Source organism: Pedobacter hiemivivus (genome assembly GCF_005144565.1).
In the GTDB taxonomy this organism is placed as follows: Bacteria; Bacteroidota; Bacteroidia; order Sphingobacteriales; family Sphingobacteriaceae; genus Pedobacter; species Pedobacter hiemivivus.
This window is the reverse complement of record NZ_SWDX01000010.1, coordinates 181,243-204,559: the sequence shown is the minus strand read 5'-3', so window position 1 is coordinate 204,559 and position 23,317 is coordinate 181,243. Positions and strand designations below refer to the sequence as shown.

12 protein-coding genes and 1 pseudogene are annotated in these 23,317 nt (G+C 38.4%); all 13 read right to left on the bottom strand.

What is annotated here, in order from left to right; all coding sequences use genetic code 11:
• Positions 1-188 (bottom strand): annotated as a pseudogene (locus FBD94_RS21760) (IS5/IS1182 family transposase); the annotation flags it as partial.
• Between the two features lie 161 nt (positions 189-349).
• Complete coding sequence (locus FBD94_RS21755) at positions 350-1,540, bottom strand: thioredoxin family protein (protein ID WP_136881768.1); 1,191 nt, start codon at positions 1,538-1,540, stop codon at positions 350-352.
• Positions 1,541-1,562: 22 nt separating this feature from the next.
• Entirely contained in the window at positions 1,563-3,017 is a 1,455-nt protein-coding gene (locus FBD94_RS21750) for a RagB/SusD family nutrient uptake outer membrane protein (RefSeq protein ID WP_136881767.1), read from the bottom strand.
• A gap of 12 nt (positions 3,018-3,029) precedes the next feature.
• A complete protein-coding gene (locus FBD94_RS21745) occupies positions 3,030-6,680 on the bottom strand; it encodes a SusC/RagA family TonB-linked outer membrane protein (protein WP_136881766.1) in 3,651 nt (1,216 codons plus the stop codon).
• Between the two features lie 248 nt (positions 6,681-6,928).
• Positions 6,929-8,101 carry a FecR family protein gene (locus FBD94_RS21740; RefSeq protein ID WP_136881765.1) on the bottom strand — a complete coding sequence of 391 codons (1,173 nt, stop codon included), beginning with the start codon at positions 8,099-8,101 and terminating at the stop codon, positions 6,929-6,931.
• Positions 8,102-8,201: 100 nt separating this feature from the next.
• Entirely contained in the window at positions 8,202-8,774 is a 573-nt protein-coding gene (locus tag FBD94_RS21735; protein ID WP_136881764.1) for an RNA polymerase sigma factor, read from the bottom strand.
• 662 nt (positions 8,775-9,436) lie between these two features.
• Complete coding sequence (locus tag FBD94_RS21730) at positions 9,437-11,965, bottom strand: family 20 glycosylhydrolase (protein WP_136881763.1); 2,529 nt, start codon at positions 11,963-11,965, stop codon at positions 9,437-9,439.
• Positions 11,966-11,977: 12 nt separating this feature from the next.
• Positions 11,978-13,099 carry an acyltransferase family protein gene (locus FBD94_RS21725; RefSeq protein ID WP_136881762.1) on the bottom strand — a complete coding sequence of 374 codons (1,122 nt, stop codon included), beginning with the start codon at positions 13,097-13,099 and terminating at the stop codon, positions 11,978-11,980.
• Positions 13,100-13,114: 15 nt separating this feature from the next.
• The gene (locus tag FBD94_RS21720; RefSeq protein ID WP_136881761.1) at positions 13,115-14,899 is read right to left on the bottom strand and encodes a RagB/SusD family nutrient uptake outer membrane protein; all 1,785 of its coding nucleotides are present in this window, start codon (positions 14,897-14,899) and stop codon (positions 13,115-13,117) included.
• An 11-nt stretch (positions 14,900-14,910) separates the two neighbouring features.
• Positions 14,911-18,447 carry a SusC/RagA family TonB-linked outer membrane protein gene (locus tag FBD94_RS21715; protein WP_205945926.1) on the bottom strand — a complete coding sequence of 1,179 codons (3,537 nt, stop codon included), beginning with the start codon at positions 18,445-18,447 and terminating at the stop codon, positions 14,911-14,913.
• 193 nt (positions 18,448-18,640) lie between these two features.
• Complete coding sequence (locus FBD94_RS21710; RefSeq protein ID WP_136881759.1) at positions 18,641-19,666, bottom strand: FecR family protein; 1,026 nt, start codon at positions 19,664-19,666, stop codon at positions 18,641-18,643.
• Between the two features lie 72 nt (positions 19,667-19,738).
• Positions 19,739-20,320, bottom strand: a complete 582-nt coding sequence (locus FBD94_RS21705) for an RNA polymerase sigma factor (protein WP_136881758.1) — start codon at positions 20,318-20,320, stop codon at positions 19,739-19,741.
• A 139-nt stretch (positions 20,321-20,459) separates the two neighbouring features.
• Positions 20,460-23,303, bottom strand: a complete 2,844-nt coding sequence (locus tag FBD94_RS21700) for a beta-sandwich domain-containing protein (protein WP_136881757.1) — start codon at positions 23,301-23,303, stop codon at positions 20,460-20,462.
• Between the last annotated feature and the right edge of the window lie 14 nt (positions 23,304-23,317).

Here is a 23,317-nt window from a genome sequence, read left to right as displayed (position 1 = left end):
TTAAACATACGGATGGGACTCTCCGCAGTACGTCCATTGGTGTGGCAGTACTTCTCGAGCAGTTCATCATAAATGAAACTGAAGTCTATTAGATCGTTGATCTTTCGAAGTAAATTGTCTTTGGGAATGATCAAATCATACAATCCTGAGTAGGCACTGAATTGAATCTTTTGTTGATGAGCTAACATTGGGCACCTTTTAAAACCTACTTTTAAGGTACAAAAAAAGAGCAGATAACCATAGTTCTTCTGCTCTTTTTGGACTCCAAATATTTAAAAGGACTTTTTCAGTGCCCTCGAATAAATCAGCAGGGCTTTTTTAATTATAAAACTTAAGGCTTACGCTACATTTACAGCGCTTCAACTTTATCCAACAATTCCTGAGCAAGCTTTTGAATTTTAGAAGTCTCAGCATCTGCCAGTTCTCTTGATTTTTTTGCTGCTACAAGTGCCTCTGGTTTCTTTTTCATCGCCAGGCACACATATGCAAAGGTTGACTGAATACTATATTCCTCCGGATCAAGCACGACAGCACGTTTAGCCATCAGGTATGCCTGTTGCAAAATAGCTGGTGAGGCCTGATCATTACCGATTTTACCTCCCGAAGCCCTTCTAGCCAGAAAACTCAATTTCTCCGAGTCATCCTTCAACTCATTTTTCAAGGCTGCAGTCGTTAGCTTCACGTAATCATCAGTCCTTCCCTTTTCAAGATAATACTCAGCCTCTAACATTACACCTTGTTTTTTACGACCAATTTTATCCGACTTCTTGAAATAAGCCAGTTTGTCCATAAAAACCTGCTCGTCACCAGTCCTCATCAAACCATACATGGCGCTCGTAATTAAACGATCCTTAAGCTGCTCTCTATCTTCCAACTTACTCCAACTGTTGTAAGCCTGTTGATTGGCCATAAAGTGTGCGCCCAATTTATCGCTTTCAGTTCTTGCCAAAGCCTTTATGATCTTCCAACCCAGCTCTGTGTTTAATCCTGGTTCAGTAACTTTAGCCACAATCTCTGCACTGATTTGATTGGCAGTATTGCGATCAGCCCGCTCCAGCGCAAGATAATAATCCAATAAGAAAGGCAGGTCTCTGGCTCCTTTGTCGAACTTATCTTTCAACGCCGCTGTATTTCTTTTTGGATCGGTTGCTCTCTTTGCTTCAGCAAGAAAAGCTTCAGCCTCCATCTTGGAAGCGGTGCGATGCACCACATCACCTGCGGTATTTACAAACAAGTAAGTAGGGAAAGATTGTACGTTATATTTTTTACGCATCTCAATACCTTCGCCCTTTTCCATGTCAACCTTTAAATTCACAAAGTTGTCATTGTAATACTTGTAAACGGCAGGCTGGATGAATACATTCTTTTCCATCCATTTACACGGGGCACACCATGAAGTGTAACAATCAATAAAAATAAGCTTCTTTGATTGAATTGCTTTTTCCTTCGCTTCGCTCCAGGAGCTGTTGAAATGAATTTCTTCCTGCGCATATGAGCCTATGGCCACAAACAGAAAAAGAAAGGTGAATATGTTTTTCATAATGATCAGTTAATTTTAAAATTTAACGTTGATACTGAGGTATAGTAGGATTAAAATCAAGCACTTTTGGTGGTACAGGCAAAATATACCTGTTATCATTTGGAGGTAACGAGTAAGACTGAGCTCCAACTTGATGCATTACCGTTTTAGCAAAACGGCTATCTATATTTAAACGTTTTAAATCTATTAAACGAGTAATACCTAAATAAGGCATTTCTCTTCTACGTTCATCAAGCGTGAGCGCTAAAGCTATATCATTGGTAGCTGCTGATAGATCTATATTATTGATAATCCTCGATTTGCGTAAGGTATTCAGATAGCCCACCGCTATATTCCTATCTCCGATTCTGGCTTCACATTCTGCGGCGATTAAATAAAGTTCTGGGGTACTAAAACCAAGGTTAGGTTGTATATAGGGTGCCCACAAGAACCTTCCAGGAAATAATACAGGTGCAGAGCCGAAATTAGATTGTCCATCGCAAAAGAAGAGTGCCAGACGTTGATCTGTTGCTCCTACAGGAAGATTGACCCTATAAGTAGCGATTAAATTATCGCTTGCATACAGTTTTGCATCTAAACTAGATAAGCTAGCAGAACCTGGAACACGTGCCCAAATGCTCTCAACACTCTTATATCCATCAGGGAAGGTCACCAAGGCATTCGCCTTAGTACATACTCTACCAAAAGTGGTCCCGTTCTTTGTGGTGTACAAGCTGTAATCGATCAAAGCACTATTTATTTTAAGTGCTTCTTTCACATTTTTCAAAGCTTCAGCATAATTTCCCATATATAGGTACATCTTGCTCAAAAAGGCAAAACCTACACTTTTACTCGGGTGAAAAATATTAGGTACTGTAGCAGATAAATTTGGCAAAGCTTCATCAAGATCCTTTTTAACCTGTGTATACACTTCGGCTACTGTATGTCTTGTATACGGTGCATTGATATCTTCTGTTAAGATTATCGGAACTCCCAAATCAGTTCCCGCAGTAGTTGGGCTATAATGTGCTGAATAACCATTAACCAATGTTAAGTATTCAAAAGCACGACCTATCTGAGCCTCAGCCTTCAATTGTTTTCTACTGGCATCTGTTCCATCAGGTACCTTTTCTATGTTATTGATTACCGAATTATAAACATAAATATGTGCATAAGCAGTTTCCCAAAATGGATCGGCAGCTGCCTGGTCAAAAACTGCTCCTCCTTTAAATTCATACAAATTACGCAGTTCTAAACCCATTATCGGATACTCGGTGGCTCTGTTAGGATCATTGACTTCACCTGCACGGAGGTTATCCGTTAAAAAATTAGCGTAAGGCGAGGAAAGTCCTGCCAACGATTGATTATTTAGTAATTTCTGATAGTCGTCAAAAGTTGAAGGAATGGTATACCCTTTCGGTTTAACATCGAGGTATTTTTTACATCCAGAAGCAGCTATACTTGTGAATGCGACGAATAATATAAATATTTTCTTCATGATGAGATTCAATTAAAAATTAGCGGAAAGACCGATTGTATAAGAAGCTGGGTACAATGTACCTCTGGTAGGTGATATAGGTTTTGTACCATTCCAAACCTCTGTATCCAGGTTATTTCTGTTAGCAGCCCATCTCCATGCGTTTTGTACCTGCAAGCTTAAACGCATCCTTTGTAAATAACTCTTTTTCATCCAATTACCTGTAAAATTATAACTCAACGTAACATCTCTTAGCTTAATGTAATCGGCTTTTTGAATATTCTGATCACTAGCTTCCCATATATTGGTTATTGCACCACCTACAATGCTAAATGCTGGAGCCATCCCCGGAATTAACTCATCCCCTGCCTTTTTCCAATAAGTTAAAGCTGACCTTTCCATGTTAGTGGTATAGTTTAACTCTGCAAGTTTAGTTAAGTATGGTGCAGTTACATCACGCATTACATTTCCACCATAGTAGATAAACATAAAGAACAAATCAAAACCTTTATAGCTTAAAGTGTTTTGCAAGGATGCCGAATATGGAGGTATTGTTGTACCATTATAAACTAAATCCTTTACACTCAATTTATCAGTCGAACTAACTTCTACTCCATCGGCAGTAAATGCCTTCGGATTACCTTGACTATCTAAACCTGCATACCTAACACTATATAAAGCCCCCATTGGTACACCTACTCTATTCTGAATATCGCTCAGATAAAAGCCAACCGTATTGGAAGTGTTTTCAAGCTTGGTTAACCTGTTTCTGTTATAATTGAAATTTAACCCGGTTGACCATCTAAAATCTGTGTTGGTTATAATGTTACCATTTAAATTAACATCTACGCCACGGTTTGTCATGCTACCATAATTGAGCACTAATGAATTCCAGCCCAATGTTGGATCTGATTTCAAATCACCCAGCAAATCGTTAGTTGATTTATTATACACATCTACCGAACCATACAAACGTCTGTCAAGTACACTAAAATCCAAACCAAAATTAGTTACGTTGGTTCGTTCCCAACGCAGACCATTATTAGGTGGACTTGAAATATTATCCTGTGATTCACCTGTCAAACCATTATTGCCATTAGAAACAGAAATCATATATGGACCACCTCTTTTAGGCACATTTCCACTCACACCGTAAGTAGCACGTACCGCAACACGGTCCAACCAGTTCATCTTATTTTCAGCAATTACATAAAGTAATCCGGCTGACCAAAATGGCTTGAACTGATATTTAGGATCTGTTCCAAAAAGATTAGACTGATCAACTCTGATACTACCCGAAACTGTAATTTTATTGTCATAGGTATATGAGCCATTTCCGTAAAGAGACACATACCGATCATCTGTACTTACGAAACCTTTTTCAGCCCTGAGATCTCCTTTGGGAAAGTTAAACTGATCAAATAAAGCCTGCGTGTTTTGGACAGCCGAACTTAAAAGTTGTTCATCGATTGGCTTATAGTTTAAACTAAAATCGTCGTATCCATATTTATAGATATTGGTAGAAGAACCAACAATTTTTCTTTTTTCAGTTCCAACAATTGCATCAACACGATGTTTCGAGTTAAACTCTTTATTATAATTCAACTGCGCCCTAATTGTGTAGGAGTTCTGATCCCCCCTTTGTTCATTCATCTGTCCACCTACGGGGATCATCTTTGTCTGCTTTACGTCTTTTACGGTAGCATCATTAATCATTGTTTTTACCCTGTAGGCGTCTTTACTATAAAATTGTTTGTAATACAGCTCTGTTCTCTCATTTTGATAAAGTAAATCTAAATTTAACCCATCCATGAGCTTTAAATTAGCTGAAACATTAAGATTTAAGTATTTACTGGTATTGGTGAGGTGACTTTTATTAAGGTCTGTAATCGGATTATAATTTTCATCCTGAAGTCCCAATGAATTTAAACGATTTATTTCAAACGGTGATTTCGAGTTCAACCAGTTGGTCGCCAAGCTACCATCGCTATTCCTAAGCATATAAAAAGAAGCCTTACCTGTATTCAAGAGCCCCATTCCAGGAGTATAAATAGTCGTTCCTGCAAGAGGAGCTAAAGAAGTACCATTGTCGTAATCGTTTTTGGTGTTACTTCCCAATACCCCAATATTTACAGTTGCCCATTTCGTGAAGTTAAAACTGTTTTTTAAGTTAAACCCTATCCTATTGTTAGTTTGTACGCGTTCGTAAGGTGCATTAGCCAAATAATTTCCGGAAAGGTTGTATTTATAAAAATCTGACCCACCTGAAAATGACAGATTGTGCTGTTGGGTAATTGACGTTTTACGTAAAAATTCATCCACCACCTGATCATACCTATCTCTGTTGCGAAGAACATCCAATTGTTTTTGCAGCTCAGTTTCCGTAATAAGACCTTGCCTCGCATCATAAAACAAACGATAAGTTTCTACCATTGATTTACGGGGATCTATAGATGCAAACGAACCTGAACGTTTGTTAAACATTTCTCTTTGAAAATCAACCAGTTCAGCACTGCTCATTTTATTGGCATAAGCCCTATCCGGCAAGCCTACAAATTTTGCAGTTGCATTATACCCTATGTTTAGCTTACCCTTGCTACCGCTTCTTGTGGTAATTACAATTACACCATTAGCTGAGCGAGTTCCATAAATAGAAGCTGCTGCAGCATCTTTCAATACAGTAACGGATTCAACATCACTAGGATTAATCGCCTGTATATCACCTTCAAAAGGTGCTCCATCAACAACATATAAAGGCATCATCGAATTAGTAGTTAATGTCGATACACCCCTGATCTGGATATTCGGTTTATCATCCCTACCACTTTTAAACGAAGTTAAACCGGCAACCATACCTTCCAACCTTTCCATAATATTAGTTTGCAGTTTTCCTGCCATCGCCTTATCAGACACTACGACGTAAGACCCAGCAGCACGAGTAACAGGTATTTTCTGATAACCTGTTGATACCACTGATACCTCAACCAATTCTGAAGGATTAATGTCTAAACGAATTACAAGTGGGTTCGCTTTGCTTGCGGAAACCTCCTTTGTAGTATAGCCAAGAAAAGAGATCACCAATATGGTTTTATCATCTACCCCTTTCAATTCAAATTCGCCTTTCTCATTGGTCAGTACGGTTCTGTTGGTATTTTTAACTCGAATGGTTGCCCCCGGCAGTGGCTTACCACCTTCATCCAGTATTTTACCTGTCAAATCTATTGCGCTGAAGTAATTTGCTACTTTATCCAACAGACCGATCTCTTTCTTTTTAAGGAGTACTGTTTTTTCAATGATTTTGAAAGTAAGATCCTGGTTCTCAAAACAAGCCTTTAATGCTTCTTCCAAGGTTGCCTTTTCTAAATTAACAGATACAGGCTTTGCATCCTTAAGGAGCTTGCTATTGTATAAAAAAGTATAGTTGGTTTGATTGCGTATTGTTTTAAGCACTTCATTAAGACTCGCATCTCTTTTATGTAGTGTGACCAGCTGACCAAAGCTACTGGCTGCAGCTTGCATAAGCGACAGGGTGAGCAAAATTGCAATTAAATTAATTCGCATAATAATCTGTCTTCTCGTTGCGGGTTGTATAAGCGAAATCCACTTATAAACGTCCACAAATGGTTTAAAGTATGGTGTAACCCGAGGCTTACCCATACCACATGAAGTATTAATAAAATACATACATTTGTAAGGTTAGGTTGATAATAGTAATCGTTGTTGCTACATGTTTTTCATCCTGATTTTAATCAGGATAAACTGAAGAATAGTTAACCGAACGGTGACAAGGACTGCAATCCGAGTCTATGCCGGGTAAGGTGCTTCAACACTTTTCCCGGTTTTTTTATTCAGTTACCTCCTGGTCTTTTAATTTGGATGTAAATGTCTTTTCATTTGTTTTGGTTTAAGGTTATAATTGATTCATGTTACGGTTATTTAGAAACAACAATTCTACTTCTGTTACTTCCAATCTTTTCTATGCTGAATTTTACATCAAGATATTTTAACATATCTAAAAAAGCTGATGCATTTACATTTCTTGATACTTCTCCACTAAATTTTACATTTGGGATTCCACTTTCGTAAACCACGTCTACATCATACCATCTTGAAGCCTGACGCATAACGGTGCTTAAGTCGCAGTTATTAAACTCAAACATCCCATTCTTCCAACTCATCACTTCTCCTATATCGGCATGAGTAACATTAAGCTGGTTTTCTATCAAAGTAGCTTGCTCACCGGGCTTTAATACCACATCCTCCGGTATTTTTGCATTTGACTGTTTGCTTAGCGTAACAACTTTTACCGAGCCTTCTAACAAGGTTGTTTTAACCTCTTTTTCATCACTATATGCATTCACATTGAAATGGGTTCCTAAAACTTTTAACTCTTGTTGCGCTGTTTTAACGTGAAACGGTTGATGTTTATTTTTAGCTACTTCAAAATAAGCTTCGCCAATCAACTCTACTCTACGTTCATTTGCAGCAAATACTACAGGGAATTTTAACATTGATGCCGCATTTAGCCAAACTTTACTTCCGTCAGGCAGGTTTAACTGGTACTTGCCTCCTCTTGGGGTAGAAATGGTATTGTATAACAACACTCCCGATTGCGCTTTTTTCTCTGGTACAGACTGGTCGATATTGTAAATAATCGTCCCGTCTTCAGATTTTGTGATTGATATCCCTTCCTGTTTTGCTATCTCTCCATTAGCAGTTTCGTTAAGTATTATTTGTTGCCCGTTAGCCAGGGTTAACACAGCATTGTTTTTGCCCGGAAGTAAATCTGACGCTAACTTATTTGTTTGTTGAAATGGATTTAATTGTTGGAGGTAGAAAAACAAGGCAATACCAGCAACAACAATTATGGCTGCCGCTACTGCAATTTTAGGCCACAAGGTCAACTTTCTAGTTACTGGCTTAGTCTCCGGCTGCAACATATTCCACACCTGATCCAGATCTTGTGCCTGCTCATCGAGACTTATATTTTCTACCGCATCAAGCGGATAACTTAAATGCCAACTTTCCAATAAAGCTTTCTCCTGCTCAGTACACTCACCCGCTTCATATTTTGCTAACAGCACTTTTGCCCTTATTTTCCCCATAGTCTAAAGCACCTTATCGTGCTTATATGATGGAAGACAAACAACTTAACCCCATGGGGTAAATAAAAATGAAAATAATTTTAAAAAATGCGAATTTAACTCACAATGTAAACAGGAACAGGTTTAAACCTAGTCTTGTCCTTAAAATTTTAAGCGCATGCTGAATGTGTTTCCTTACAGTTTGATCGGAAAGTCCCAATTGGTCGGCAATTTCTTTATGACTTAAGTTCGATTTACGACTAAGCTCAAAAACTTCACGCATCTTTTGAGGCAGTGCGGCAATTTCTTTTTCAATAAGATTAGTCAGCTCTTTTTCTCGAACCAGGTGATCCGTGATACAATCGCCTCTATCTATAAAACTTTGAAGGGAGGTAATATATTGTGATTCTAACTTTTTACGCGATACCCTATTGAAAATTTTATTCCTTAAGGAAACGTAAAGATAACCGGAGAGGCTGGTGCTGAATTGAATGCTCTCTCGTTTGTCCCATAAGAAAGTAAAGAGCTCATGGATAATGTCCATGGCTTCATCTCTATCCCGCATCCATTTATAGGCATGGGTATGGAGGATAAACTTATATCTGTTATATATTTCGGTATATGCCGATCTGTTCCCAGACTTGAGTAAACAGACAAGTTCAGTGTCCGACGCAGATTCATATTTGGTTTCCATACCTTAATTCCCTAAACAAAGGTAACAAATATGGAACAATTCCTATTTCAAATAAAAAAGCGCTGCCTACTTGAGCTATTAAACAGCATTCTACTATTAGTTAAAAGTAACACCAGTACTTCGCTCTAAGACAAGAACCTACCTTTTAGGTACATGATAGGTACCTCAGCCCTACATAGAAGGTGTTTACACCTATGAGGTACCTATCATGTACCTATGATGTACCTGTTTATTATAGGCCCTAACCGAATAACAAGTGGAGGATTACCGGAGCTAAACCTCAGCCACAAATCAATACATAAAGATCTTACAATAAATAACTTACAATACAAAAAAGCAATAAAATCAATAAAAAATGGAGCATGTCGTAAAATATCAGTTTATGCCGCGAAATGTAATAATACGTCGCAAAAACATTGTTTTACTTCACAACCAAATATTACTTTATATTAAATAAAAATACAATTAATAAATAAAACACTTTACAATAATAAATAATGGAGATAAAACAATATACAATGTTCAAAAAAACACACTATCACTTTCTTAATAAGAATAATATCAACTAAAAACGACAACAACATTAACCAAACACATAAAAAAAAGAGACTGTACAAAAAGGCACAGTCTCTAAACAAAGAGCTAACAAATTAACTTAGAGGTTACTTATTAAAAACCTTAACAGAACGTCCTGCTTTTCCTTCAGTATTAAATACGCGAAATTGCAATGTTCCCTTTGATTGAATTGATTTTGAATATACCTGGCTTTTCACCGTTGGTACAGTTCCATCAGTAGTATAGCGGATAATGTAACCAGGCAGCTGAACATTCGCTGTTACCTGCCCCCCTTCAACCACCACTCCAGCAGTAGGAATCCTGTAATTAAAACCACCCGAATAATGATTCAATCGTGACATTTCCCTTTTCCCTAGTATATTCACAAACTCCGACCAAGCCTGATTGTACAAGGCAGTACTTTTAGCTGGATCTGCTTCTGTAGCCCATTCTGGGTCCTTAGACCAAGCTCTTTCTGCAATACCAAATAACTTTGGCAATAACAGATATTCAAATCTTTCAGGGCTTTTTATAATCTCACTCCACAAAGGGGCCTGCATACCAACTATATTTGATTTACCGAATTCAGTAAGCTTCTCTTTACCTTCCAATTTTTTTCTGTCTATCGGATTACCACGCTCATCTTCCTGTATATTTTTAAACATATCATAAGGAATAAAATAAAACGGCTTATCCACATCAACGTATCCGCCCCAGTACTGACCTATTTCTTCAAAGCTTTTAGTGGTGGCCATGTCGATGTAAAGGTTAGTTACCGGAGTAAGCACAACTTTATAACCGGCATTGGCCATTTTATAAGCCAGATCTTCATTACCTTTCAAATTGTTCCATACATCGGCATGAAAGTTTTCTTTGGTAAAGCGCTCATCCAATACCATTTTCTTTTGACCGTTTACTAGCGCTTTTTTCAAACCGATCTCTTCCCAGCCAGACAAATAAAGGCCTTTGGATTTAAGCATGGTATTAATTTTATTAAAATAGTAATGCCACATTTCATCAACCCCTTTAATTGAAGGATCTTTTTTAAGCAACTCTGCTACTAATGGAGATTTCTCCCAAACACCTTCAGGTACCTCATCACCTCCGAAATGAATGGTAGCCAATGGGGCATCTGCAGTTACATACATCGCTCGCATTTCATCCACTACCTTTTCAAGGAAATTATAAGCTGAAGGAAGCGCCACATTGATCACATTATCATTAAAGCCCTGAACAGACTCGTACACCGATTTATCATTTAAATCACGCAACAGATAACGCTCAGCCTCTTCTTTCTTACCTGCTTTCATAAACCGCGCATACCTTGCATTCATTGATTTTATGGCAGCTCTGGCATGTCCCGGAGTTTCAATTTCAGGTACCACACGAATGTGACGTGCAGTTGCATATTTAAGAATCTCAATAAAATCATTACGTGTATAAAACCCACTTCCAGAGTTTACACCTTTATCGGCACCTGATCCATAAGATGGAAGAATGCAGGTCATCTCATCTACTGAATGTCCACGCTGCGACCCAACCGTAGTCAGTTCTGGCAAGCCCGGAATCTCTAATCTCCAACCTTCATCATCGTTTAAATGAAAATGGAGTACGTTCATTTTATAAAGCGCCATCAGATCCAGCACTTTTAACACCTCCTTTTTAGATTGAAAGTTTCTAGCCACCTCCATCATAAAACCGCGAAATCCAAACCTTGGCGCATCCTCAACTTCTACCGCAGGTACTCCAATTTCCTTTTGGACAGCTCCCCATGATGTAGGAGGAAATAATGTTTTTAAAGATTGCAGGCCATAAAATGCACCAGCGGCATCATTTGCAGTAATCAATATTCTTTGCGGCGTAACACTTAATTTGTAAGACTCCGCACCACTTACTACTCCTTTTTTAAGGATAATAGCGTTTGTTGTACCTGCCTCAGCTATCACTGGCTTTTTGCCTAAAACCTTTAACAGTTCCTCAGCGAAAAGTCCAGCATCCTTTTTAAATGTATTATCCGCAACTATTGCAACCTGAGGCGTTAGCTTAAATACACCTTTGGTTTCCTGATATGAAATTGGTGTTGGGAAAATCTTTGGAAGGTTAGTCAGCGGAATATCTTTTATTGTTTTATTTTGATGGAAAGTATGTTCGGCAACTTGAATTTCGAGTTTGTCAACCTGGGCTACCGGATTAATATTGGTAAGCTCGATATTGTATCCTTTTGATGGCGCATGATCCCATACCAGGTAAAAACCTGAGGACAGATCGGTTTTATTTTTAACTTCCGTTGAAAGTACTTTGATCTTGGCCGATGCACCTGGTTTTAAAGCAGCAAAGCCATTTAAAGGCAGCAACTGAAACAAATCTCCATTTACCTGTTTTATTTTTGCAGCAGTAGCATCAGGACCATCAACATTTAATGGTCTGGAATTGAAATAAAGTGTCCAGCCTGCTGCAGGAAATATTTGTTTCCCCTTGTTGGTGATGGTTAACACTGATAAAGTCTGATCTCCGACATTATTCAACACCTCTCGGGTGATGTGAAGATTACTTACGTTAAATTTGGATACAGACTGTGCATCGGCAATCATAAAACTACAGAACATCAGCATGGTTAAGGCACAAAATTTCTTCATTTGATTAAATAATTAAACACGTATGTATATTTTTCGTTTGTCGAGGATATAGCCCACAACCCAGCAAACAAGCATAAAGCAAATGGCAAAGAGCAAAGAACCTAAGGCTCCCGGTGCTATTGCCTGGAAAAAATTATTGTTGATCCATCTGTTAAAATCTGAATTAGGAAAAAGCGTATTAATGATTATGAGCAATATTTCGGATACAATATAGATAAACAATGGATTTTTTCCAAAAACAGTAAAAAAGCTAGTCCATTTCATATAAGACTTTACTTCAACGACATAAATCAAACTTCCAATAATAACCAGGTCAAGTCCACAAGTGATCAAGACAAAAGAACTTGTCCACAATTTTTTATTGATTGGAAATACCCCATTAAGAGAAATGGCCAATAAAATCAGTAATCCACCGGCCAGTAACAATTTGGAAATGGTTTCGTAGCCCTTCCCTTTTTCCTGAATAAATCTACCGGCATAATAACCAATAATCACATTTACACAAGCAGGTATGGTACTCAATATTCCTTCAGGATCGAATGCAATCCCATCACCATGGTAAAGGTGTTGATCACCCAACAGGTGCAAATCCAGGTATTGACCTGCATTTCCAATCATGCTATAAGGGTCTGCTGCATTTCCAAATAACAATAAGACTGCCCAGTAGCCAATTAAAAATAAAACACTAATCAGCACCACAGTTCGGGTGCTGAAGTAGTGAATCAAAAGGGACGCGAGACCATAACAAAGGGCTATCCGCTGTAAAACACCAAAAATACGCGTGTGTGATATAGGAGATAAACTTATTCCTCCACTTTCATTGTATCCGAAAAAAGGAAACCAATACATCAGATAGCCGATGAGGAAAATGAGGAGCGTACGTTTGAATATTTTTGCCAGTACAGCAGCGTTTTCCATCTGTGCAAATTTCTTCATTGAAAAGCTCATCGCATTTCCTACGGCAAATAGGAAAGATGGAAAGACAAGATCTGTAGGTGTAAAACCATGCCATGCAGCATGTTGCAGCATGGCAAATGGTTCTGCACCACTTCCCGGTGTGTTCACGATGATCATGAAACAAACGGTCATTCCCCGAAATACATCAAGGGACAAAAAACGTTGTGGTTGATTCATTTATGTATATTTTGATTAGTTGTATCCTGGGTTTTGTTTCAACACCGCAGCGCCCTGAGCTTGACTCAAATCGATCTGGCGTTGTGGTATTGGGTAATAATCATTTTTACCTTTAACAAATTTACCTCTCCTCACATCCGAAGTGATACTACCTTGATAGCTAAAATAGGCATTCAATTCCTGATCCGCTATCCCCCAACGAACAAGATCAAAGAACCGATGTCCCTCCATAGCCAGTTCAATTTTCCTTTCGTAATAAGTCGCTTTTAATGCATAATCTTTACCATTAGCTAAGAAATTACCAAGAGGATACTGATTAATTTTATAATTAGCAGCAGGCTCATGAGAAAACCCAGTCCCTGGATCGTGATCATCCTCGTACTTATATAGCCAGGTTACCGGATTCGCAGCCCTTGCTCTAACTAAATTCACATAACTTTGTGCCTTATCTAAACTCCCCACCTGCGCTTCACATTCTGCAGCCATCAACAATACATCAGCAAATCGGATAATTGAATAATTGATAGCGGTGCCAGGAGCCCAAGTCCCCTGGTCTCCATCAACTTCGGCCGTTTCGCTCCAATAAACATTCTTCTTTGGACCATAAGGTCCGCCATAACTTTGATCCCTAGCCCAAGGCTTACCCGGGTAAATCCCCCAATCATGGTACGGAATCCCCCTGCGCCCAGCCGTCCAGTCAAGCCGTGGATCAAGTGTACCTGCGTCAGGTGTAAAATCCTCATCTGCCTCTACCCCCATATCCGTTTTTATTGGAAAATTATTATAATCTGTCAGATATGGTAATCCTGTAGCCGGGTTGGTGCGAAAATGATTCACCATATCAATAGATGGTTGAAAAAAGCCGCAACAGCTAAAGGGACTTCCATCACCATACGGGAAGTTCAACATATCACCATTGTTCGCATTTGATGGCCCAGAAGCATCTACATTTGCAGCCATCTGAATCACAAACACCGCTTCGGGGTTATTTTCCCGACTTGGCCTCCAATTGTCTTCAAACTCTTCATTTAGCGCATACTTTAAACCAGAACTTGTAGTTCCCTGCGCAATTACGAGATCATATATGGGTTTAGCATCTAAATATTTATGCTGATACATATAAGCTTTTGCAAGGTATGCACCTGCTGCCCATTTATTTGCCCGCCCCAAGTCTGATTGGGTTGGAAGAAGATTATCGTAAGCATACTTTAAATCATCTACTATTTTTGGCCACAAATCTGTATTATTGGGTTGATTAAAAACGACGGTATTTTCATCAATCCAAGGTACCATGTTCCACATTTTTTTAAGCTCGAAATAATAGTGAGCACGAAGAAAGCGCCCTTGAGCACCAAGGTTTTTCCGTTCGGCATCGCTCACATCAGTAGCCCTTGCCAAAAACTTCAATACATTATTTGCACGAGCTACGCCTTCAAATAGGGCTTTCCATTTCCCATTGAAATAGGCATTATTGGCATCCGAATAAAAATTAGCGATTGGATCTATGGCTGGCTGATCGGCCCCATCACTACCTTTCGAGGCATCTCCCCCGGCTACCGATCCAAATACCCAATTGGTTGGTGAAGCATGCCAGGCCTCGCCGCCACCGAGCGCCTGATCACCACCTTGCATACCATCAAGGGCTGCATAAGCACCTATAAGCAATCCATTAACTCCATTTTTATTGGCAATAATAGGCTCGCTCAGTGAACCCAAAGGAGGCTGTTCCAACGCCTTTTTACACGCGTAAAATTGTATGGTAAAAAATAGTACCATTAATATATATGCTGATCTTTTCATGAGTTTAAATATTAAAATTGTAAGTTTAAACCTAGCAGGAAGGTACGCTGACTTGGATATGATCCATCGTCAATTCCATAAGCCGTTTTTCCACCTGTTTTATCTGAATTTTCACTTGAAATCCCAATCTCAGGATCTACACCAGCGTATTTGGTGATCGTAAATAGATTGGCTCCCGACAAATAAACCCTCAATTTGTTAATGCCCAATTTCTCTAATTTACCCGCTGGCAAAGTATAACCTATCTGTGCATTTTTTAATCTCAAATAAGATCCTTTTTCGACAAAATAGGAGTTCGGGACACTGTTTGTACTAAATGATTGTGCCGTTTCTTGTATTGGAGCTTTTGCATTTTTGTGATTTGGAGTCCATGAGTCGTAAAGTGCAGTGTAACTTTTTGCACCTTTAAAGGAAGATTGAAAATCTGTCCACCATTTTACCTGGTTCCAAATTGAATTTCCTTGTACGCCGTAAAAGAAAACGCTAAAATCAAAATTCTTATAAGCTGCGCCTAAATTGAGTCCATAACTAAAGTCTGGATTTGCATTCCCTAAAAAAGTACGGTCATCAGCAGTTACCCTTCCATCGCCATTTACATCAGCATATTTAAAACGCCCTAAACCTATATCATTTTGATAAACGGCTGTTAAATCATTTGTTGCAGCCTGAGCGCGTGCGTTCTCTGCGGCAATTTCTTCATCCGAGTTCCAAAAACCAACTACCTTATATCCATAAAATTCACTTACGGACTGCCCTACTGCATTTCTGATGATGTTACTCCCATCAAACCTACGGGCATCAATATCATAATATTTAGCATCAGCAGAGATCTTCTGAATCGTATTGCGGTAAGTAGTGATTGTGGCCGTTCCATTTATTTTAAAATTGCTGCTTAAATTGGTGTTGCCAGATATCGAAACATCGAAACCGTCATTTTTCATTTCACCAATATTTACAAAAGGAACGGTGGCCGAACCTATTGAACCTATCATTTCAGGATTGTACAATAAATCCCGAATATTTTTGCGGTAATAATCTGCAGAAATCTCCAATTTCCCGCCCCACAAAGTAGCATCAAAGCCAATATTCGAATTTATATTCTTCTCCCATTTAGCGCCGGGATTGCCAATCTGGTTTTGATAAAAACCTGAAACAATATTGTTCCCCCCATTTATAGCATAATAAGACTGCGCTATGGCGCTGCCATAGGTAATAAATGAATTTCCACCAGTTACATTAAGCTGATTACCCATGATCCCCCATCCACCTCTTAACTTTAAATCTGTAAGCCATGGAACATCAGTCAAAAAGCTTTCTTTGGAGATTCTCCAACCCGCACTTACAGCTGGGAACCAGCCATATACATTCTCTAAAAATTTAGAAGAACCATCCCTTCTAATGGTAGCACCCAACAGGTATTTGTCATTAAAATTGTAGTCCAACCTTCCAATTAAAGAAAATAAGGCATCGGCTGTTCTGGAACTTGATGTCTCCATTGGTCCGCTTCCTGTCGAGAGGTTGGTATAATCTGGATCAAATGAAAAATATCCCCTATTGCTCCCGTTCATGGTACTGTAACGGTTTTTAAAATACTCTGTACCCACCAACACCTTTAGATTATGTTTATTAAAGGTTTTATTAAATGTCAGCGTATTTGTCCATACATACTCTAAACCCGTATACGAGGTTTCCGAATAGCTGTTATTGATGTTGTTTTCATTATTTTCATATTGAGGATACACAAATGAATGTGAAGAGCCTGAATAGGAATCACCGCCGAATGTAGTGCGTAGTGTAAATACGTCGAAAAGATCTGCTTCTGCAAAGATATTTCCAAACAACCTATTATCGGCCGCTTTATTATCCTTAGTACGATACAACATAGCCACCGGATTAAATGCATCGCCGAGCTGGGAGCCATAACTACCAGCAAAATTCCCCATAATATCATGTACAGGAATTATTGGTTGTTCACGAAAGGCATGCCCAATGGCATTATCACCACTTAAGCCTTCTATCTGTGGATTGTTGGTGATGCTATAAGCCAGATTTTCGCCTACCCTGATATGCTTACCAATGTTGTATTGTGTATTGGATCTTATGGTATATCGTTTTAAATAAGTTCTATCCAACGTTCCCTTCTGATCAAAATAGTTTACAGAGAAGAGGTAACTACCTTGATCGGAGCCCCCACTTACCGCAATATTCTGGCTGGTGATTGGCGCCGGATTAAATATTTCTTCATACCAGTTGGTACCAGCCTTATTGGCTTTATTAATTCTATAAAAATCATCGTACTCAGTCTGCGAGGTAAATAAAGGTTTTACTTTGTACAATGATGGGTTTACTGAAGGATCCCCTTCTTTAGCTCCTAAAGGATAAATATAATCTGGCAAAACATAAGTTGGTCCATTTCCATATAACGGATCGTCAAAATCATGTTCTCCTGAATTTGTTTCCGCCAGCCTTTTTAGGTTTGCCATATCCTGAGGAGATAAGATATTCCATACATTTCCACTTTTGGGACGTTGTGTACCATAATAAGCATCGTATTTTACGGTTACTTTATCCTTTCCCTTCTTGGTGCTAATTACGATAACCCCATTGGCAGCCCTTGAGCCATAGATTGAAGCAGCTCCGGCATCCTTAAGTACCTGCATAGACTCGATATCATTTGGATTGATATCTGCAACATTAAGGGTGGGTACACCATCTACTACATAAAGCGGATTGTTGTTACCAAATGTATTTACACCCCGTATGCGCACCTGAGGTTCTTCACCTGGTTGTCCGGAACCTAAAATAGTAACACCAGAAGCCTGACCTTGCAGCAGGTTACTTACCGAGCCACTTGGTTGTTTAATCATATCGGCAACATTTACCACAGAAACAGCGCCGGTAAGGTCTTTCTTCTTTTGAGTTGAATAACCCATCACTACAACTTCTCCCAAAGAAGTTTCCTCTTCAGTAAGCTGCACATTTAAAACCTTTTGTCCGTTAACAACTACTTCTTTCCGAATAAATCCGATGTAGGAAAATACCAGAACAACATTCCCTTCAGCAACATTGATGACATAATTCCCATTTGAATCAGTAATAGTAGCTGTAGTGCTTCCCTTTACTTTTATACTTACGCCCGGTAAGCTCTCTCCCTTAGCAGAGCTTACTTTACCCTTAACAGGTGACTGCAATTGTTCTATATTTAACTGGTTTCCCTTTTTCAAGGTCGACTTATCATATAGTATAATCCGGTTATCTATGACTTTGTAAAAGATATTTAATGGACTTAATGTCTCGTCAAGAATATCTCCAAGCCGTGTTTTAATATAATTGGCAGATGTTTTACGTTCCGTTTTAACTACAGATGGGCTGTAGATAAACTTAACTTTAGTTTTATTTTGTATTTCTTTTAAAATTTCTGCGATCCTTCCCTCTTTAACACTGAGGGAAATTTCTTTATTCAATATTTCCTGAGCGCCGGCGTTTTTTGCTGCAGCACTACAAGTAAACAGAGTTACAAGAAATATTTGGGCTATAGATAATCTCATTGCTATTTTTATTAAAGCAACAAATCGCTTTTTTTTCATAACTTTAGAAGTTTTGTTCGTTAATGTGAAAATTTCGTACAGAATCCTTTAACTGGCAATGTCCCGCAACATTGTCAGTTTTTTTTTGACCTTTTGGTTAGTAAAATTCTTTTCTTTTCATAAGCTGGTTAGGTTTAAGTTTAGGTGATTTTGTTTATTGGTTTGTTGAAATAACTATTTTCGTGCCTTCTACACGGTAGTTGGCTTTTATAGACTCACATAAGAAATCCAGCTGATTGTACAGGCTTTGCTCAGACAAATCGCCGGTAAACGTATAATTGTACAAAGCTTTATCTTCCACTACAATTTCGACTCCATAGGCTATTTGCAGACGATTCAAGACCTCCGCTACACGAGTATCATTAAATGAATAGCTTTCTTTAATTACTTGCTTATTTTCTTTTAGATCAATTGGTAATGGTCGATCTACCAGCGTTGTAGCAAAAGTATTTTCTGCTGCATTATAAACTGTTTTTTGATTTGGGCTAAGCACCACCTCATGGTTTGATTTTAACAGGTTCTTCATATTGAAAGTCAGGTTTTCTGAATTCGCTGAAACAATTACCTTCCCTGTTTTAACGATTACCTCCGTCTCATTCCCCCCACCATTGTTTTTTACGATAAAGCTGGTACCTACTACCCTGGTGATGACATTCTTATTGTACACCAGAAATGGTCTTTCCGGATTTTTGCTGATCTGAAAAAAACCTTCCCCTTCAAGGGATACTTCGCGAAGAGATTTTGAAAAATGTATTGGATATTTCAAACTAGCGTTAGGTTGAAGGGTAACCTGGCTCCCATCTTCCAATTTAAACAGCACCTCTTTATCTGTGCTATTCCTGTACTCCTTAAGTTGGTTTAAAGCCAACGAAGCCATAAACTTTGGTGCTTTGCTTTGATTCACAAAAAACGCATAACCTGCAAGTAGTATAAACCCTCCAATTGCGGCAGCTGCCCATATCCTAAGCGATGGAGAGAACTTAACAACTGGTGTAATGGCGTCCTTATGTACCCTTTCCCAGAGTTTTTGCTCCAACATATTTATTTCAGTGGCATCCACATCCTCCATGTCCTGCTTATCCAACATCCCATACCATTTCTCAACAATTTCTTTTTCTTCATCTGTACACCTGTCCTGCAGGTATTTTTCTAGTAATAGATGAAATGCTTCTCTGCTCATTTTTATAGCTTTTATAAAACATGTAAGCTAAGTGGCAGCTATCCCTAAAAAATAATTCAAAAAAATTAAAGCTTATAAAAAGAACCGGATAATCAATGCTAAAAAAAGATACTCCTTAAGGTAAAAACGGATGTATTTTAGCGATTGGGTGATGTGGTACTCTACGGCCTTTTCGGAGATATTAAGCTGCTTAGAGATGTCTTTTACAGAACGATGTTCCATGCGGCTCATTCTAAATACTTCGGCAGTTTTTTTAGGCAACAATGCAATCCCTTTGGCAAGGGCATCAGAAAGTTCGTTAAGCATCAACAAATAATCGGTGTTATTTACTACACCAAAATTATTAGATGCCTTTATATAGTTTTGATAATTCTCCTGAACAAGCAGAGACTTGTAGTGATTGATGATGCTGTACCTTAAGCTTCCAAACAGATAAGCACCCAGAGATTGAACAGCAACAGTTTCTCTTCTTCGCCAAAGCTCAACAAACAAATTCTGGGTTAATTCTTCGGCTAGCTCTTTATGATGTACCTTTCTATAGGCTAGACGATATACCTGCTGCCAATAACGCAAGTATATTTCTTTAAACGCGCGCTCGCAGCTGCCCTTAAAAAGGACAATCAATTCATCATCAGATAAGAGCTTATAATCCATGATTTTACGTCTGCTTAAGACAAATTTAACAATATAATTGAAAGTCCGTCATAAAAGTGTTACAATCCTATAAACGCAAACACCCACTGATTTTGCCTTCAGTGGGTGTTTTATAATTATAAAATGGATTTAAGATTGTTTACATAAAGCTTCCATCTCCTCTACGCATAATACCTCTACCGCCACGTCCTTGGGCGCCAGACCATTTTTGCAATCTCATACTAAGCTTCAACATAAAGTATCTACTAATAGGATTTACCCTTGTGTTCGTATAGCCACCATCGGCTAATTGATCATAACTAAGCGTATTATTCTGGTTTAAAATATCAAATGCCTGAAAAGTGATCTGACCTCTGCGATTAAACAGCTGACGCTCCAAACTTGCGTTTATCACTAACGGTCTATTATTCGTATTTCCAACTACCCCATCTATGTACTGCTTACTACCATTGTAAGCGAACATCCATACGTCCCATAAATAGATCCGTCCATCTAGATTAAGAGAAAGTGTATTGATCGTATTGTTAACAAAACCAGGTGTTGTATTGTCAGATTTATCAATTTTATATCCGATATCGGCATTGATCTCAAACCATTCTGTAGGATTGATTTTCGGGCCAAAACGTTGATTTAAAGAGGTGATATTAGTCGTATTCAAAATACCGTCCCTCATACTCAGGTTATGGCTATAGCTGGCTGACCCGTTGAGTTGCAAATTATACTTTCTGTTGTTGAGCTGCTTACTGATGTTGTAATTACCATTCAATCTGTATACTCCACTAACGTTTACAAAGCGCGTTTCGTTAATTTTACTTCCGGCGAGATTTGGATCTGGATTATCAACGAGTTGTACATTTCTGATTACAGCATTTTCCGTATAAGACCCATTTGTGTTTAATGAAAAGTTGAGCTTCGAGTTTGCGATATAATTATTATAATCACCTCTTATCGTGTGCACAAAAGTAGCACGCAGATTAGGATTACCAATAATTGGATTATTTGGATTCGTAACATCCCTTACTGGCTGTATCTGATCAAAAGTTGGCTCAACTGCATTTCCTGAATAGTTTAGTGACATTTTTTGCTGTCTAGTCCAACGATACTCGAACCTAGCGATAGGAATTAGATTAAAACTGCTACGATTTGTCGTAGTTCCGAGGCTTTGCTTAGTACCGGATAGTAATGACGGTACACCAGTTATACCAACAGAAAAACGAACTTTGGAGGTATTTGCCATTCCATATCTAAAATTCAATGCAATCCTCCCCTGTGTAAACGAATAATTATAAATGTTACTCAATGAATCTACGACATCAGAAAGGCCATCTGCTAGAATATTTCTTGTAGTAGCAGTATTATCGTATCCATTATAATTTACCTGTGCATTCACTTCAAATTGAGTATTGACTCCAAGAGGCTCCACGTAAGTCATACTTCCACGATAATTATCACGCATATTCTTACGTGCGATGATTTGATTAAGTATCGATTCTTTCGTAGTTAGATCTTCAAGATAAATAGTTGTTAAGTTATATCTATCCTGCTCGTTATCTTGATTATTTTTATTCAGATCTATCTGTGTAGAAAAATTTCGTCTGTATTTTTTAAAGGTATGTTGATAAAAGGCCGAAATACCGAACTCAGGTGCTGTTCTGGAATTGTTATTCGTGATGTTACGATCCTGATCCAACTTCAAAGCAATGTCGCTTCCTCTTTGCATGACCGTGGAGGCGCTATTATTATCAGAAGAACTATAATTGAAAGTCGGGATAACTTTGAGGTAATCATTTGAATCAAGGTTTACTTCGAATTCAAATTTAAACGTATGATTTTTCGATTTCTGCAAACTATTGCTTGTATTCTTAGAGAACAATTGACCACCATCTGGATTATCTTTCCCACCGCCTATATTACTTAATGATTCGGTCTCATTCAAATTATCACCATTGGAATTAGTAAATTGGTAATTCAAGTTATAATCTATCTTTTTTCCGATTTTGTCACGCAAACTGAATCTGGCATCTGCATTCGTTGTCGAGCCACTAAGTGCGTTGAGATTGATTACATCCTTATAATTGCCATTTAACCCCATCTGTTGATTTCCATTAATTCGCGTTGTGAATAATCCAGCTTCCTTTCTCTCGTTACTACCTCCAGCGGCATTCAAATTCATCATGTTACCAACAGACTTATCCGTTCTGGTGGTGATGTTCAGTATTTTTTGAGGATCTCCATCCTTAACTCCTGTACGAGCCGCCTGATCACCATAATCATCCACAATCTGAATTTTATCAACGATCTCTGCAGGAAGGTTTTTAATTGCGTTTGCGATGTCCCCCCCAAGATATTCCTTACCATTCAATTTAGCTCTGGCTACTGTTTCGCCCTGATGAACTAAACTTCCATCGGTCCCGACCTCCATGCCTTCCATCTTCTTTAACAGCTCATCAACCGTAGCATTCTTCCTTACCACATAATCACTGGCTTTATACTCAACTGTATCCGTTTTATAGGTTACAGATGGTGTACCGTTTATGACAACTTCGTTTAAGGTATTTTTTTGCTCTTTAAGCATAATGGGATCCATTACAATCCTCGGAATGATATCATTTTGTTTAAAACGCATAACTGGCGATTTTTCATAGCCTATACTTTGCACAACAAGCGTATAAGTTGCAGATTTCACGTCTTTGAAAACAAAGATACCATCACTATTGGTGGAAGTTTTTAAGGTATCCTTATCCGATGTTAAACTAACCGTGGCACCTATTACTCCTAAATCTGTACTGTCTTTTACAATACCGCTAATTTGCCTGCTCGGCAAGGGCGGAGGAGTTTCCTTTTTAGCTGGCTGCTGGGAAAACACCTCTGTAAAGCTAAGCGTCAATAATAAAATGACTGCTAGTTTTTTAAAATGCTGTAGGTATTTCGACTTAAAAAGGACATAATAATCCTTAGCCGCGACCCAATTAAAATTGTTCATTTGTGTGTTTGTAT

Bases quoted from the DNA above. Each gene is read 5' to 3' on its own strand.
- FBD94_RS21755 (WP_136881768.1), bottom strand. From the start codon at position 1,540: ATGAAAAACATATTCACCTTTCTTTTTCTGTTTGTGGCCATAGGCTCA.
- FBD94_RS21750 (WP_136881767.1), bottom strand. From the start codon at position 3,017: ATGAAGAAAATATTTATATTATTCGTCGCATTCACAAGTATAGCTGCT.
- FBD94_RS21745 (WP_136881766.1), bottom strand. From the start codon at position 6,680: ATGTATTTTATTAATACTTCATGTGGTATGGGTAAGCCTCGGGTTACA.
- FBD94_RS21740 (WP_136881765.1), bottom strand. From the start codon at position 8,101: ATGGGGAAAATAAGGGCAAAAGTGCTGTTAGCAAAATATGAAGCGGGT.
- FBD94_RS21735 (WP_136881764.1), bottom strand. From the start codon at position 8,774: ATGGAAACCAAATATGAATCTGCGTCGGACACTGAACTTGTCTGTTTA.
- FBD94_RS21730 (WP_136881763.1), bottom strand. From the start codon at position 11,965: ATGAAGAAATTTTGTGCCTTAACCATGCTGATGTTCTGTAGTTTTATG.
- FBD94_RS21725 (WP_136881762.1), bottom strand. From the start codon at position 13,099: ATGAATCAACCACAACGTTTTTTGTCCCTTGATGTATTTCGGGGAATG.
- FBD94_RS21720 (WP_136881761.1), bottom strand. From the start codon at position 14,899: ATGAAAAGATCAGCATATATATTAATGGTACTATTTTTTACCATACAA.
- FBD94_RS21715 (WP_205945926.1), bottom strand. From the start codon at position 18,447: ATGAGATTATCTATAGCCCAAATATTTCTTGTAACTCTGTTTACTTGT.
- FBD94_RS21710 (WP_136881759.1), bottom strand. From the start codon at position 19,666: ATGAGCAGAGAAGCATTTCATCTATTACTAGAAAAATACCTGCAGGAC.
- FBD94_RS21705 (WP_136881758.1), bottom strand. From the start codon at position 20,320: ATGGATTATAAGCTCTTATCTGATGATGAATTGATTGTCCTTTTTAAG.
- FBD94_RS21700 (WP_136881757.1), bottom strand. From the start codon at position 23,303: ATGAACAATTTTAATTGGGTCGCGGCTAAGGATTATTATGTCCTTTTT.